At 74.5% G+C, this 13,053-nt stretch carries 10 protein-coding genes; 6 read left to right on the plus strand and 4 right to left on the minus strand.

The window, feature by feature from the left end; translation table 11 throughout:
* Positions 1-38 precede the first annotated feature (38 nt).
* The 4 genes from ACFV1W_RS20510 to ACFV1W_RS20525 all read left to right on the plus strand — a co-directional run bounded on the left by ACFV1W_RS20510 (position 39) and on the right by ACFV1W_RS20525 (position 7,900).
* Positions 39-1,574 carry a hypothetical protein gene (locus ACFV1W_RS20510; protein WP_380418500.1) on the plus strand — a complete coding sequence of 512 codons (1,536 nt, stop codon included), beginning with the start codon at positions 39-41 and terminating at the stop codon, positions 1,572-1,574.
* A 64-nt stretch (positions 1,575-1,638) separates the two neighbouring features.
* Positions 1,639-2,514 (plus strand): hypothetical protein, encoded by an 876-nt coding sequence (locus ACFV1W_RS20515; RefSeq protein ID WP_380418458.1) that lies wholly within the window; start codon positions 1,639-1,641, stop codon positions 2,512-2,514.
* A 42-nt stretch (positions 2,515-2,556) separates the two neighbouring features.
* A complete protein-coding gene (locus ACFV1W_RS20520; protein WP_380418460.1) occupies positions 2,557-7,122 on the plus strand; it encodes a hypothetical protein in 4,566 nt (1,521 codons plus the stop codon).
* Positions 7,123-7,141: 19 nt separating this feature from the next.
* On the plus strand, positions 7,142-7,900 hold the full coding sequence (locus ACFV1W_RS20525) for a metallophosphoesterase (protein ID WP_380418462.1): 759 nt from the start codon (positions 7,142-7,144) through the stop codon (positions 7,898-7,900).
* On the opposite strand, the gene ACFV1W_RS20530 is transcribed toward ACFV1W_RS20525, so the two are convergent.
* From ACFV1W_RS20530 to ACFV1W_RS20540, 3 genes are all read right to left on the minus strand, one after another.
* Complete coding sequence (locus ACFV1W_RS20530) at positions 7,897-8,811, minus strand: hypothetical protein (protein ID WP_380418464.1); 915 nt, start codon at positions 8,809-8,811, stop codon at positions 7,897-7,899. The genes ACFV1W_RS20525 and ACFV1W_RS20530 overlap by 4 nt on opposite strands.
* 57 nt (positions 8,812-8,868) lie before the next feature.
* Positions 8,869-9,279 carry a hypothetical protein gene (locus ACFV1W_RS20535; protein WP_380418465.1) on the minus strand — a complete coding sequence of 137 codons (411 nt, stop codon included), beginning with the start codon at positions 9,277-9,279 and terminating at the stop codon, positions 8,869-8,871.
* Between the two features lie 171 nt (positions 9,280-9,450).
* The gene (locus tag ACFV1W_RS20540; RefSeq protein ID WP_380418467.1) at positions 9,451-10,146 is read right to left on the minus strand and encodes a FadR/GntR family transcriptional regulator; all 696 of its coding nucleotides are present in this window, start codon (positions 10,144-10,146) and stop codon (positions 9,451-9,453) included.
* Positions 10,147-10,381: 235 nt separating this feature from the next.
* On the opposite strand from ACFV1W_RS20540, the gene ACFV1W_RS20545 reads away from it, so the two are divergent.
* Both ACFV1W_RS20545 and ACFV1W_RS20550 read left to right on the plus strand, forming a co-directional pair.
* Positions 10,382-10,936, plus strand: coding sequence for a gluconokinase (locus tag ACFV1W_RS20545; protein WP_380418469.1), 555 nt, complete (start codon positions 10,382-10,384; stop codon positions 10,934-10,936).
* Positions 10,933-12,330, plus strand: a complete 1,398-nt coding sequence (locus ACFV1W_RS20550; protein WP_380418470.1) for a GntP family permease — start codon at positions 10,933-10,935, stop codon at positions 12,328-12,330. Before ACFV1W_RS20545 ends, ACFV1W_RS20550 begins: the two co-directional genes overlap by 4 nt.
* Before the next feature lie 72 nt (positions 12,331-12,402).
* Here the strand turns inward: ACFV1W_RS20550 and ACFV1W_RS20555 are convergent, their stop codons facing one another.
* A complete protein-coding gene (locus tag ACFV1W_RS20555; protein WP_380418472.1) occupies positions 12,403-13,026 on the minus strand; it encodes a TetR/AcrR family transcriptional regulator in 624 nt (207 codons plus the stop codon).
* Positions 13,027-13,053: the final 27 nt, after the last annotated feature.

Below are 13,053 nucleotides of genomic sequence, written 5' to 3' on the forward strand. Positions count from 1 at the left end.
GTCCGTGCGAACCTCTAATCTTGTCCACCGTGACCGCCATCGCTGCCCAGCCCACCGAGCCCGGCCTCCGGCCGGCCGCCGGCGCCGCCGTGCCCGCGCCGCGGCCCGCGCCCGGCCCCGCCGCCGACGAGGGCCTCGCCCGCCGGCTCAAGGCGCTGGCCTGCACCGCCCCGCTGCACGACCTGGACAACCGCAAGGTCAACCTGGCCGGCGAGTACGGCGGCTACGCGATGGCCGAGGTCGGCCTCGCCGCGATCGACCTGGTCACCCTGAACATGGACTTCGACACCGGGGCCGACCGCGAGACGGTGCTCGCCCGGATGCTGCCCCGGGTCGCCGCCCAGGCGCCGCACCGGCACGCCCCCGAGCACGAGCGGGTCGCCCGTTGGGTGCTGGAGTCGCTGATCAACGTAGGCAGCGTGGACCGCGGCTTCCGCGCCGTCTACGGCACCTTCGGCGCGGACGGCGAGTACGTCCGCCGCGACTACGACTTCAAGCTGATCGAGGAGGTCCCCGGCCCCGACGGCGGCGTCTACCTTCGCACCACCGACGAGGCGGTCAACGTCCTGGTCGGCGCGCTCGACACCGACGTCACCTCGGCCCAGATCGCCGCCGAGGTCAAGCTGGAGGTACTGATCCGCCGCGGCCGCCTGGCCGACGCCCAGCTGGCCGCCGAACAGGCCCGCTACCGCACCGTCCAGTACGCCGAGACGCTGCGCCGCGCCCTCGACGCCACCCGCCGCAACGTCCGCGCGGTCGACTGGATGAAGGCGGTCCCGGATCTCATCGACGAGGCGCTGGACCACATCGCCGACCGCTACCGGCACGAGAACGCGATTCTCACCAACATCCGCAAGGCCCGCGACGAGGCCGAGGACCCCGAGCACAAGCGCCGCGCCGCCGAACTGGTCGACATCGTCAAGGACTGCATCCGCCGCCACACCCAGCTGCAGACCCGGCTGCTGGAGGCCGGCCCGCTGTTCCGCGCCGAACAGGACCGGCAGGCCTTCGCCACCCCCGGTGCCCGCAGCGGCATCGACCTCTACGGGCAGCTGCTCGCCCCCGTGCTCCGGCTGCCGGTGGAGCAGGCCGTCCGCCCCACCGGCGCCTTCTTCGCCCACGGCGCCGGCCTGCGCACGCCCGTCTCGGTCCGGGTCGCCGACCTGGTCGACCTGCTGCTCACCCCGCCGGTCGAGCGCGAGCACCTCGGCGCCGAACTGCCCGACCCGGACCTCGTCGCCACCCCGGACGACAGCCGCTTCTCCGAGGCCCAGCTCGAATCCGCCCTGGAACTGCTCGACCTGCCCCCGGACGCCCCCCGCCGGCTCTCCGGCCTGCTCGCCGACGCCCGCCGACGGGATCCGGAACTCCCTTACCTGGTCGCCCTGCTGGCCGTGCACGCGGCCAGCCCGCCGGTCGGCACCGCCTACCGCCAGGGCGAGGAGCGGCTGCTGTTCGCCGTGGACGACGGCACCCCGCTGCGCGACCCGGAGTTCGGCGGCGCCGACCTGATCGTCGGCAGCGCCCTGCTCGACGCGGTCGGCATGGCCGCCGACCGCAAGGACGCCGGCTGACGCGACGCCGGAACAGCACATTGACGAACCGTAACCACCGCACCACCCCCGAGGAGCACCGCCCGTGACGACCCACCACGACACGTCCTGGGCGGCCGAGACCGAACCCGCGGCCCCCGCGCCGATCACCCCGGCCGACGTCGCCGACGCCGCCCGGCTGGTCTCCTTCGGCCTCCAGGCCAAGCTGCTCCCCGCCCGCGACGCCGAGTACGCCGAACTCGTCCGCCGCCACCGCGAGGACCCGCCGTTCGCCCGCCTCGCCGACGCCATCGCCACCGGCATGGGCCTGGTCGTCCTGGAGGTCTCGCCGCGTGCCGGCATGGCCGTGGCCGCCGCCGAGGACTCGCTGTTCGCCGTCCGGATGGGCGACTACTCGCGCCGCGCCGCCTCCGAGTCCACCGACCGCTTCCTGCACGGACTGGCCCATCTAGCCGTCGCCGCGATGGCCTTCCCCCGCCCCGAGGACCTCGCCGACGACGGCTACCTCGGCCGGATCACCGTCAACGGCGTGGACTCCTTCGTCCGCCAGGCCTGCCGCCGTCTGGAGGAGCAGGCCGACGCCGACGGCGCCAACACCGACCCGGCCACCGACGCCCCCGGCCTGGAGGCCGCCTGGCGGGTCTGGGCCCGGCGCACCGCCACCGGCGCCACCAAGGACGCCCGCCGGCTCTCCGGCTCCACCATCGGCATCGTCGCCAAGGCCGTCATGTTCCTGGTGGACTCCGGCTTCCTGCAGAAGGTCTCCGACGACGCCGGCGGCACGTACCGCACCACCGCCCGCTACCAGCTCCAGGTCCGCGACCTGGCCGGCAGCGCCGCGATGGCCGAACTGCTCGACCTCGGCATCGTCCCGGTCTCCGACGGCACCGCCAGCCTGCTGCCGCCCGACACCTCCGACGAGCTGGTCGCCGACGCCGGCCTGCCGTTCCACTCGCTCTGATCGCTCTGACAACCCCATAAGACGCACGGAGAACCGCCGCACATGTACGAGCTCAACCGGGTCCGCCTCTACTCGATCGGACCGGCCGGCGCCCGCTACGCCGACACGGTGCTCGACCTGCGCGGCGTCGGCGAGCCCGTCGCCGACCCGGCCCCGCAGCAGATCGGCCTGTTCGGCGAGGACACCGACGGCCCGGTCCGCCGCCCCGCCCCGGCCGGCGTGCTCTTCCTGGAGAACGGCGGCGGCAAGTCCGTCCTGCTCAAGCTGATCTTCTCGGTGATGCTCCCCGGCCACCGCAACACCCTCGGCGGCGCCAGCTCCGGCGTGCTGCGCAAGTTCCTGCTCGCCGACGACTGCGGACACGTCGCCCTGGAGTGGCAGCACACCGTCACCGGCGAGCTGATCGTGGTCGGCAAGGTCAGCGAGTGGCGCGGCCGCCAGGTCTCCTCCGACCCGCGCAAGTTCGCCGAGACCTGGTACTCCTTCCGCCCCGGCCCCGGCCTCACCCTCGACTCGCTGCCGGTCGCCGAACGCGTCAGCCTGGCCGGCGACCAGAAGGCCCGCGGCCGCCGTCGCACCATGAAGGGCTTCCGCGACGCCCTCACCGAGGCCGGCAAGGCCCACCCCCACCTCGACCTGGTCTTCGAGGACGGCCACGACCGCTGGACCGAACACCTCGGCGAACTCGGCCTCGATCCCGAACTCTTCCGCTACCAGCGCGAGATGAACGCCGACGAGGGCGAGGCGGCCGGCCTCTTCGCGGTCAAGCAGGACAAGGACTTCACCGACCTGCTGCTGCGCGCCGTCACCGACACCCGGGACACCGACGGCCTGGCCGACCTGGTGCACGGCTTCGCCGCCAAGCTCGGCCTGCGCGCCGAACTCACCGCCGAACGCGACTTCACCGCCGGCTCGCTCGACCTGCTGGAACGCATCGTCGACGCCACCACCGCCCGCGAGACCGTCCGCGAGGCCCACCGCACCGCGGAGCGCCGCGCCCGCCGCCTCGCCCACGCCCTCGCCTCCCGCGCCGCCGCCGAACGCGACCGCGCCCAGGACCTCGCCGTCGAGGTCGCCGCCGCCGCGAGCGCCGTCACCGCCGCCGAGTCCGACCGCACCCGGCACAGCCTGATCGCCGACGAACTCACCCACCGGCACGCCACCCTGAGCCTCGCGGCGGCCACCGCCGAGGCCGCCGCGCTGCGCCGCGAGCTCATCGACGCCCGCACCCTGCACTCCGCCTGGCAGGCCGCCGAGGCCGTGCTGCGCCAGCGCGCCGCCGCCGACCGGGTCGCCCGGGTCGCCGCCGCGATCCGCGAGGCCGAGCTGGACGCCGCCCCCGCGCTCGCCGCCCGCGCCCGCGCCGCCACCGCGCTCGCCCGCGCCCTGGAGGCTGCCGCCGCGGCCGCCGAAGCCCGCGCCGACACCGAGGAGCAGCGCGCGAGCGAGCTCCAGGAGGACGGCGGCAAGGCCCAGGCCGCCGCCACCGAGGCCGCCACCGCGGCCCAGAAGGCCCGCAGCGAGGCCGAACACCTGCGCCAGCGCCTCGCCGAGGTCGAGCAGGAGACCGAGGCCGCCGTCGAGGCCGGCTTCATCGACGCCGACGGCGACGTGGACCCGGCCCGTGCCGCGCTGCACGCCGCCGACGTCGAGAAGGCCGCCGCCGCGGCCCTCGCCCAGGCCCGTACCGCCGCCGAGGCGAGCGCCGCCCGGCTGCGCGAGGCCGCCGCCGCCACCTCCCGCGCCGAACTCGCCGCCGAACGGGCCGGCGACGCCCGTAAGGACGCCGCCCGCGCGCTGGCCGCCGAGCAGCGCACCGCCGCCCTGCTCGCCACCGAACAGCGCCTCGCCGACCTGCTCTCCCTGACGCCCTACCAGGAAGACGCCGAGGAGGACGCCGGATTCCTCACCCCGGCCGTGCTCGACCGCAACGCCGAGTACCTGCGCGAACTCCTCGACGAGGCCATCGCCACCGCCGAACGCACCCTGTTCGACCTCCGGACGGCCGCCGCCGACGACTCCCGCATCCTCGCCGCGCTCGGTGACGGCGGGCTGCTCCCGCCCGGCCCCGACGTGCTGGCCACCGTCGAGTACCTCGCCGAGCACGGCATCCCCGCCCTGCCCGGCTGGCGTTACCTCGCCCAGTCCGTCGACCCGACCGACCACGAGGCGATCCTCGCGGCCCGCCCCGAACTGGTCGACGGCGTGGTCGTCACCGACCCGTCCTCGCTGGAGCGCGCCCGCGAGGCCCTCCAGGCCGCTGCCCTGCTGCCGCGCTCCACCGTGGCCGTCGGCGCCGCCGCCTCGCTGATCGCCCCGATCACCGACGAGCCCGCCTTCTTCCTGGTGCCGCCCAACCCGGCCATGCACGACGAGTCCGCCGCCGACGGGGAGCGCCGCGAACTGCGGGCACGCGCCGCCGCCCGCGAGGAGCACATCCGCGAACTCGCCGGCCGCCTCGGCGCCGACCGCGCCCTCGCCGCGCGTCTCGCCTCCTGGCACGCCAGCTGCCCGCCCGGCACCCTGGCCGAACTCGCCGCCGCCGCCGAGGCCGCCCGCGAGCACGCCGAGCACGCCGCCGCCGCCCTGGCCACCCTGCGCGCCGACCACGACGAGGCCGAGACCGACCACGCGGCCGCGGCCTCCGCCCACGAGGAGCACCGCGAGGCCGCTCAGCGCGCCCGCCGCCGCGCCGACGCCCTCTCCGGCCTCGCCTTCCGGCTGCGCGAGCGCGCCAACTGGGCCCGCCGCCAGCGCGAACTCGCCGAGGACGCGGCCGAGTGCGACCGCCGCCAGGCCCTGTGCGCCGAACGCGCCCGCACCTGCGACGAGGACCGCCGGGCCGCCCAGCGCGCCGCCGACGACGCCCGCCGCACGGTACGGGCCCTGCGCGCCGAACGCGCCGAGATCCCCGCTGCCGAGCAGGCCGACGAGCCCGCCGAGCAGAGCGCCCCCGCTGCGCTGCCCGCGCTGCGCGAGGCCTACCGGTCCGCCTCCCAGCTGTACGAGAAGGTCGGCGTCGGCGCCGACCTGCGCGCCGAACAGGCCCGCGCCGAGGGCGACGAGGCCGCCGCCGCGGCCGAACTCGACCGCCTCACCAACAAGGTCCGCACCCGCGCCGAGGAACTCCTCGGCAGCCCCGACGGCGCCGACGGCCCGGGCCGCCAGGCCGCCGCCGCCCGCGCCGAGGAACTGGTCGCCACCATCGAGGCCCGCTCCGCCGCCGCCAGCGAACAGCTCGGCCGCCTGCGCGGCGAGGCCGAGCGCTCCGCCCCCGCCGACGGCGAAGCGCACACCGAGCTGCCCGAGGAGCTCGTCCCCACCGACCCGGAGCACGCCCAGAGCCTGCTGCGCACCGCCACCAGCAGGCTCGCCGAGTGCCGGGAGGCCGTGGACGCCGCCCGCGCCGCGCACGCCGACCTCCAGCGCACCTTCGACACCGCCCAGTCCGCCGCCGCCGACTTCGACGAGCTGGCCGGCCAACTGCGCGACGGCCTGCGCGAGCTGCAGGAGGACGACGGCCAGCCGGTCGAGCCCTATCTCGGCTCGCTGCCCGAGGCCCGCAACGCCTCCACCGACGCCCGCCGTGGCCTGCGGACGGCGGCCGGCGAGCTGTCCTCCGCCGAACTCGCCGTCCGCGACGCCTCCGACGCGCTGGTCCGGCACGCCAACGCCGCCCGCTACGAGGCCGTCCGCACCCCCGCCCGCCAGCAGATCCGCGAACTGCCGGCCTCCGCGCTGCCCGAGCACGCCGCGGCCTGGGCCGCCGCCTTCGCGCCCCGGCTGCGGGTGCTCACCGACGAGCTGGCCCAGCTGGAGCGCAACCGCGGCTCGATCGTCGACCGGCTGCGCGGCCTGGTCGAGTCCTCGCTCGCCACCCTGCGCGCCGCCCAGCGGCTGTCCCGGCTCCCGGAGGGCCTGGGGGAGTGGTCCGGTCAGGAGTTCCTGCGGATCCGCTTCGACGACCCGGACCACGCCACCCTGGTCGAACGCCTCGGCGAGGTCATCGACGAGGCCACCCGCGCCGCCGTCAAGAAGAACAGCGACCTGCGCCGCGACGGCATGTCCCTGCTGCTGCGCGGCGTCGCAGCCGCGATCGGCCCCAAGGGCGTCAGCGTCGAGATCCTCAAGCCGGACGCGGTGCTGCGCGCCGAGCGGGTCGGCGTCGGCCAGATGTCCGACGTCTTCTCCGGCGGCCAGCTGCTCACCGCGGCCATCGCGCTGTACTGCACCATGGCCGCGCTGCGCGCCAACGACCGCGGCCAGTCCCAACTGCGGCACGCGGGCACGCTGTTCCTCGACAACCCGATCGGCCGCGCCAACGCCACCTACCTGCTGGAGCTCCAGCGCGCCGTGGCGGACGCCCTCGGTGTCCAGCTGATCTACACCACTGGCCTGTTCGACACCACCGCGCTCGCCGAGTTCCCGCTGGTGATCCGGCTGCGCAACGACGCCGACCTGCGGGCCGGCCTCAAGTACATCTCGGTGGAGGAGCACCTGCGCCCCGGCCTGCCCGCCCCGCAGGACCCGGACGGCCCGACCATCCACGGCGAGATCACCGCCACCCGGATGTTCAAGCGCCCCGCGGAGGTTCCGGCGCAGCCGTGAACTCACTAGCGTGATCGCCATGCTGACGATCGCGCACCTCAGTGACATCCACCTCGGTCAGGTCCACCGCCGGGACGCGGGCAAGCGGGCCCGGCGGCGGGCCGAGCAGGTGATGGCGTACCTCGACGCCCTGCCCGGCCCGCTCGACGCGGTGCTGGTCACCGGTGACCTCGCCGACCAGGGCCTGCCCGAGGAGTACCGGCAGGTCGCCGAGGTGCTGGCCTCACGGCACCCTGTGCTCACCTGCCCCGGCAACCACGACAGCCGGGCGCCGTACCGGCAGGTGCTGCTCGGTGAGGAGCCCACGACCGACCCGGTCAACCGGATGCACCGACTGCCCGGCGCCGACGTGCTGATGCTCGACTCCTCGATACCCGAGCAGCACGACGGCCTGCTGGACGACGAGACCCTGGACTGGCTGGACGCCCAACTCGCCTCGGGACGCCAGGGGCTGCCCGCCCTGGTGGCCTTCCACCACCCGCCCGTCGAACTGCACGTGCCGTTCGTCGACGGGATCCGCCAGTTCGGCGAGGAACGGCTGGCGCAGGTGCTGCGCCGCCATCCCCGGGTGGCCGCGCTGCTCTGCGGCCACGCCCACACCTCCGCCGCGACCACCTTCGCCGGACTGCCGGTGCTGGTCGCGCCCGGGGTGGTCTCCACCATCACGCTGCCCTGCGAGGGCGGCAAGGGCATCCTCTTCGACCACCCGCCGATGCTCGCCTTCCACGTCCTGGACGGCGGCCGGCTCACCACCCACTACCGGGTGGTCACTGATTAGTTCCCCGTCAACCTGCGCAGGATCGCCATGAGTTCGGCGGGCGGCTCGATGGAGAAGGAGCGGTCGGCCTCGTCGATCCGGGTCAGGTTGGTCACCTCGCCCTTGTGCCACCAGTAGAGCCGGGGCGACAGCGGCCCCGGGTTCTCCTGGTGGACGCGCAGTGCCATCGCCGCCAGGTCGTTGACGGCGCCCGCTACCCCGGCCTCGACGAGCGGATGGAAGAACAGGTAGTCCCGGCTGGGCACGGCGAACAAGGCGCCCTCCTCGGGGAGTTCGCGCCCGGTCACCGCCCGGGCCAGGTCGTCCAGCACCAGCGCCTTGCTGGCCACGAACATCGAGTCGCCGAACACCGCGTACAGGGTGGAGCCCTCGGTCGGGCCCTGGAGGGCCTCGTACTCGACCGGGTCGGCGATCAGGTTGGCCCGCCCAGCGGCCCGCAGCCGCTGCAGCCCGACCTCGGCGACGGCCTTGTCGTCCAGGGTCCGTACGGTCTCGGGCAGGTCGACCGAGAGCGCCTCCAGCAGGCCGGTCGCGACCGGCCTGGTGTAGCTGAACGCGGAGGCGACCTCGGCCGGGAACGCGTCGTCGGCGACGAGCCGGAGGTAGACGCGGCTCAAGGTCCCCTCGGCGCCGCCGGGCATCGTCCTGGCGGCGCCGAGGAGGGAGCCGAAGTGCCGCGCGACGATCCCGGGCCAGTCGCTCCGGTCGGTGCCACGGCAGAACTCGGCGAGGTTGTACAGGTTGTTGGTGCCCTCGGCCCGCCGCAGGGTCTGCCCGGAGACGGTCACCTGCACGCCGATGTCGGCGTGGTGCCGGCGCACCAACTCGCGCAGGTGGTCGGCCTGGTCGACCGTCAGGTTGGTGAGGTCGGGGTCGTACTGGGGCTCGCCCTTGGAACGGAAGAACTTCATGCGCCCGACTCTACGGGCACCCACCGACGGCACTCGGGGTGGCCCGGAACCGGCCGGTCACGCCGTCGGCACCCTGGGCTGGTGCGGTGGTTGGGGCCGGTACGGCGGCTGGCCCGGCTGCCCGGGAGGGCCCGGCCGCCCCGGCTGACCGCCGGGCCGGGGCAGTGGCCGGGCGGCCAGCGGTTCGGGGGGCACCCGGCTGCCGGCCATCGGGTAGGCGGAGTTCGGCCCGCGCATCCGCTGGGCGGCGACCTGACGGGAGATCAGGATCTCCAACAGGCACCACATCGTGCCGAACACCCCGAGCCCCATCGCCAGCAGCGCGGGGGTCATCAGCCAACTGCCCGCGTACGAGGCCAGGGTCGCGACCACCACGCCGACCAGCGTGAACGCCAGGCAGAGTACGGCCCGCACCGCGGCGGAGCGCACCTCGTCGGGAAGGCGGCGACGGCGGCGTGGCAGGGACATCGGACGACCCCCAGGCGCGAATCCGGTGGCGGACGGTGGCGGACGGTGGCGGGCAGGGCACGCGAAATGCGCCCCCCTCGCCTCAATCTGCCCCCGCCGAACCCGGAGCATGCGTCCGAATCCGCCGAACTGCCGCCAAATCGTGTGATCCGGGCAGGCGGAAGCGGGAGCTCAGTCCAACTGCAGGTTGAGCTCCTCCAGGGCGCCCGTGACGATCGTCCGCATCGCCTGTTCCGCGTGGACGGCGTCGCCCTCGCAGATCGCGTCGGCGACCTCCCGGTGCAGCCTGATCGCGTACGGTTCCGGCTGATGGGGCATCAGATGATACTCGGTCCGGCCGGTGAGCACCGCCCCCACGGTGTCCCCGAGGTGGGCGAACATCTCGTTCCCGGAGGCGCGCAGCACCAACGCGTGGAAGGCGATGTCGTGCCCGAGGAAGGTGGTGAGGTCGGCCTCCCGCGCGGCGACCGTCAACTCAACGGCCAGGGCGCTGAGTTCGCGCCGTTCGTCGTCGGTGGCGTGGGTGGCGGCGAGCGCGGCCGCGGCCGGTTCGACGGCCACCCGCAGCGAGCCGAGCGAGCGCAGCTGCGCGGGCCGGTCGGCACCGGCCAGGCGCCAGCGGATCACCATCGGGTCGAAGACGTCCCAGAGCGACTTCGGCTGGACGGTGATCCCGACCCGCCGCCGGGACGCGACCAGGCGCATCCCCTCCAGGACGCGCACCGCCTCCCGGACGACCGTCCGGGACACCCCGAACCGCTGCTCCAGTTCCTCCCCGCGCAGCACCGCGCCCTCGGGGACCTCCCCCGACGCGATCGCCGGCCCGAGCTCGTCAAGCACCCGACCGGGCAGCCCCTGGATCTCCATCCGCCCAGCGTAGACGCCACCCGCCCGAACCCCCGCGCCACCCTCCGCCCCGTCCCCGCCTCGGCCCGCGATCCGCCACACCCGCCTCGGCCCGCGCGTCCAGCCGCCCGCATCCCGCCCCGCCTCCACTCCCGCCGCCGCTGGGAAGTAAAAGTATGACGATTTGGTTCCCGCCACTTGAATACGTCATACCTTTGAAGCGATAGTGGCGGCCTGCAACGAAGGAGCACCACCCATGGCTCTCAACGTCGAGAACCGCGCCCTCCCGGACGCCCCCCGCACCGTCGTGGTGATGGGCGTCTCCGGTGTCGGCAAGACCACCCTGGCCCGCCTCCTGGCCGACCGCCTCGCCCTCCCCTTCGCCGAGGCGGACGAGTTCCACCCGCCCGCCAACATCGCCAAGATGTCGGCCGGCGTCCCGCTGGACGACCAGGACCGTGAGCCCTGGCTGCGCGCCATCGGCGCTTGGCTCAAGGCCCGCACCGAGGCCGGAACCGGCGGCGTGGTCACCTGCTCGGCGCTGAAGCACGGCTATCGCGACATCCTGCGCGCGGACGCCCCGGACGTCTTCTTCCTGCACCTCAGCGGTGGCCACGAGCTGGTCGAGGACCGGCTCTCCCACCGCACGGGCCACTTCATGCCGACATCGCTGCTCGACTCCCAGTACGCCACCTTGGAGCCCCTGGGCGCGGACGAGAACGGCGCCGTGCTGGACGTGGGCCCGTCCCCCGAAGAACTCGTCGAGATGGCCGTGGCACTGCTGCGGCCCGTCAATGGAGACCTCGCGTGAGCACTGCCCCCACCGTCCTGCTGGCGGCCGCCCCACCGGCCCTGCCGCACACCGGCAGCAACACCCAGCTGCTGATCGCGGTGCTGCTCAGCATCGGCGCGATCATCGTGCTGATCACCCGGCTGAAGCTGCACCCCTTCCTCGCCCTCACGCTCGGCTCCGGACTGCTGGCCGTCGTCGCGGGCGCCCCCTTCGACAAGCTGCTGAACAGCTTCTCCACGGGCTTCGGCTCCACCGTGGCCGGCGTCGGCCTGCTGATCGGCCTGGGCGCGATGCTCGGCAAGCTGCTCGCCGACTCCGGAGGCGCCAACACCATCGCGGACACCGTGCTGGCCCGGACCGGCAGCAAGGCGCTGCCCTGGGCGATGGCGCTGGTCGCCGCCCTGCTCGGCCTGCCGCTGTTCTTCGAGGTCGGCGTCGTCCTGCTGATCCCGATCGTGCTGCTGGTCGCCCGGCGCGGCAACATGCCGCTGATACGGGTCGGCATCCCGGCCCTGGCCGGCCTGTCGGTGCTGCACGGCCTGGTGCCCCCTCACCCGGGCCCGCTGGTCGCGATCGACGCGCTGAAGGCGGACCTCGGCATCACCCTGGCGCTGGGCCTGCTGGTCGCGGTCCCGACCCTGGTCATCGCCGGCCCGCTGTTCGCCCGGGTCGCCGAGCGCTGGGTGGGCCCGCTGGAGGTCCCGACCGCCATCGCCTCCGAGGAGCCGGTCGGGCGCGAGCGCACCCCGTCCTTCGGCGCCGTCCTGGCGACGATCCTTCTGCCGGTCGTGCTGATGCTCGGCAAGGCCCTCGCGGACGTCGTGATCGACGACCCGAAGGCGATGGTCCAGCGGGTGCTGGACCTCGTCGGCTCCCCGCTGATCGCCCTGCTGGCGGCGACCCTGCTCGGCATGCTGACCCTCGGCAGGGCGGCCGGCTTCGACAGGGCCCGGGTGTCCGACACCGTCGGCAAGGCGCTCGGCCCGATCGCCGGCATCGTGTTCATCGTCGGTGCGGGCGGCGGCTTCAAGCAGACACTGATCGACGTGGGTGTCGGCGACATGGTCAGCCACTGGGCCGGCCAGTGGCACATCTCGGCACTGCTGCTGGGCTGGCTGATCGCGGTGCTGATCCGCCTGGCCACCGGCTCGGCGACGGTCGCCACCATCACCGCGGCCGGCATCGTCTCCCCGCTCGCGGCGAACATGTCCTCGACCCACTCGGCGCTGCTGGTGCTCGCGGTCGGCGCCGGTTCGCTGTTCTTCTCGCACGTCAACGACGCCGGCTTCTGGCTGGTGAAGGAGTACTTCGGGATGAGCGTCGGACAGACGCTGAAGTCCTGGTCGGTGATGGAGACGATCATCTCGGTCGTCGCGATAGCCCTGATCCTGCCGCTGAGCGTGCTCATCTAGCGCGCCCGGCACCGCACCACCGCCGAGGGGCGGCACCCGGACCGCACGGGTGGCCGCCCCTTGGCGTTCGCGTCAGCGCCCCAGCAGGCCCGACAGCACCGCCTCGGTCGCCGCCATCAGCTCCTCGGCCACCGCGCCGCCCGCCGCCGTACGGGCCAGCAGCCCCTCGCGCGCCGCCAGGATGACGGCCGCCGCCTGACGGGCGTTCGCCCCGGGGGGCACCAACTCGGGCAGCGCCCGCTCCAGGAGGTCCGCCGCCGCCCGCGCCAGCGTCCGGTCGTGCGCGGCGACCTGCTCGGCCAGCGCCTCGGACCGGGCCGCGACCAGCCGGAACTCCAGGAACAGCAGGATCCACCCGCTCTCCGAGGGGTCGACCCGCAGCAGAGCCTCGACCAGCAGCCGGGCCCGCTCCCGTGGCGCCAGCGCCTCGCAGGCGGCGGCGAGCCGCTCCAGCTCGGCCATCCGCTCGGCGGCCCGGTCGTCGAAGAGCGCCAGCAGCAGGTCCTCCTTGCTGCCGAAGTTCGAGTAGAAGGCCCCGCGGGTGTACCCGGCGGCGGCGCAGACGTCCTCGATGCTCGTGCGCGCGAAGCCGACGGTGAGGAACAGTTCGCTCGCCGCGGCGAGCAGCCGGGCCCGGGTGTGGACGCGGCGGCGCGGCGGCCGCGGCGCGCCGGGATCGGTGGGCGATGGGTTCACAGGAGGACGATACATGGTGTATTCAGT

Origin of the sequence: Kitasatospora sp. NPDC059648, assembly GCF_042734825.1 — a bacterium.
In the GTDB taxonomy this organism is placed as follows: Bacteria; Actinomycetota; Actinomycetes; order Streptomycetales; family Streptomycetaceae; genus Kitasatospora.

Coding starts and splice junctions, on each gene's coding strand:
- ACFV1W_RS20520 (WP_380418460.1), top strand. CDS start 2,557: ATGTACGAGCTCAACCGGGTCCGCCTCTACTCGATCGGACCGGCCGGC.
- ACFV1W_RS20525 (WP_380418462.1), top strand. CDS start 7,142: ATGCTGACGATCGCGCACCTCAGTGACATCCACCTCGGTCAGGTCCAC.
- ACFV1W_RS20530 (WP_380418464.1), bottom strand. CDS start 8,811: ATGAAGTTCTTCCGTTCCAAGGGCGAGCCCCAGTACGACCCCGACCTC.
- ACFV1W_RS20535 (WP_380418465.1), bottom strand. CDS start 9,279: ATGTCCCTGCCACGCCGCCGTCGCCGCCTTCCCGACGAGGTGCGCTCC.
- ACFV1W_RS20540 (WP_380418467.1), bottom strand. CDS start 10,146: ATGGAGATCCAGGGGCTGCCCGGTCGGGTGCTTGACGAGCTCGGGCCG.
- ACFV1W_RS20545 (WP_380418469.1), top strand. CDS start 10,382: ATGGCTCTCAACGTCGAGAACCGCGCCCTCCCGGACGCCCCCCGCACC.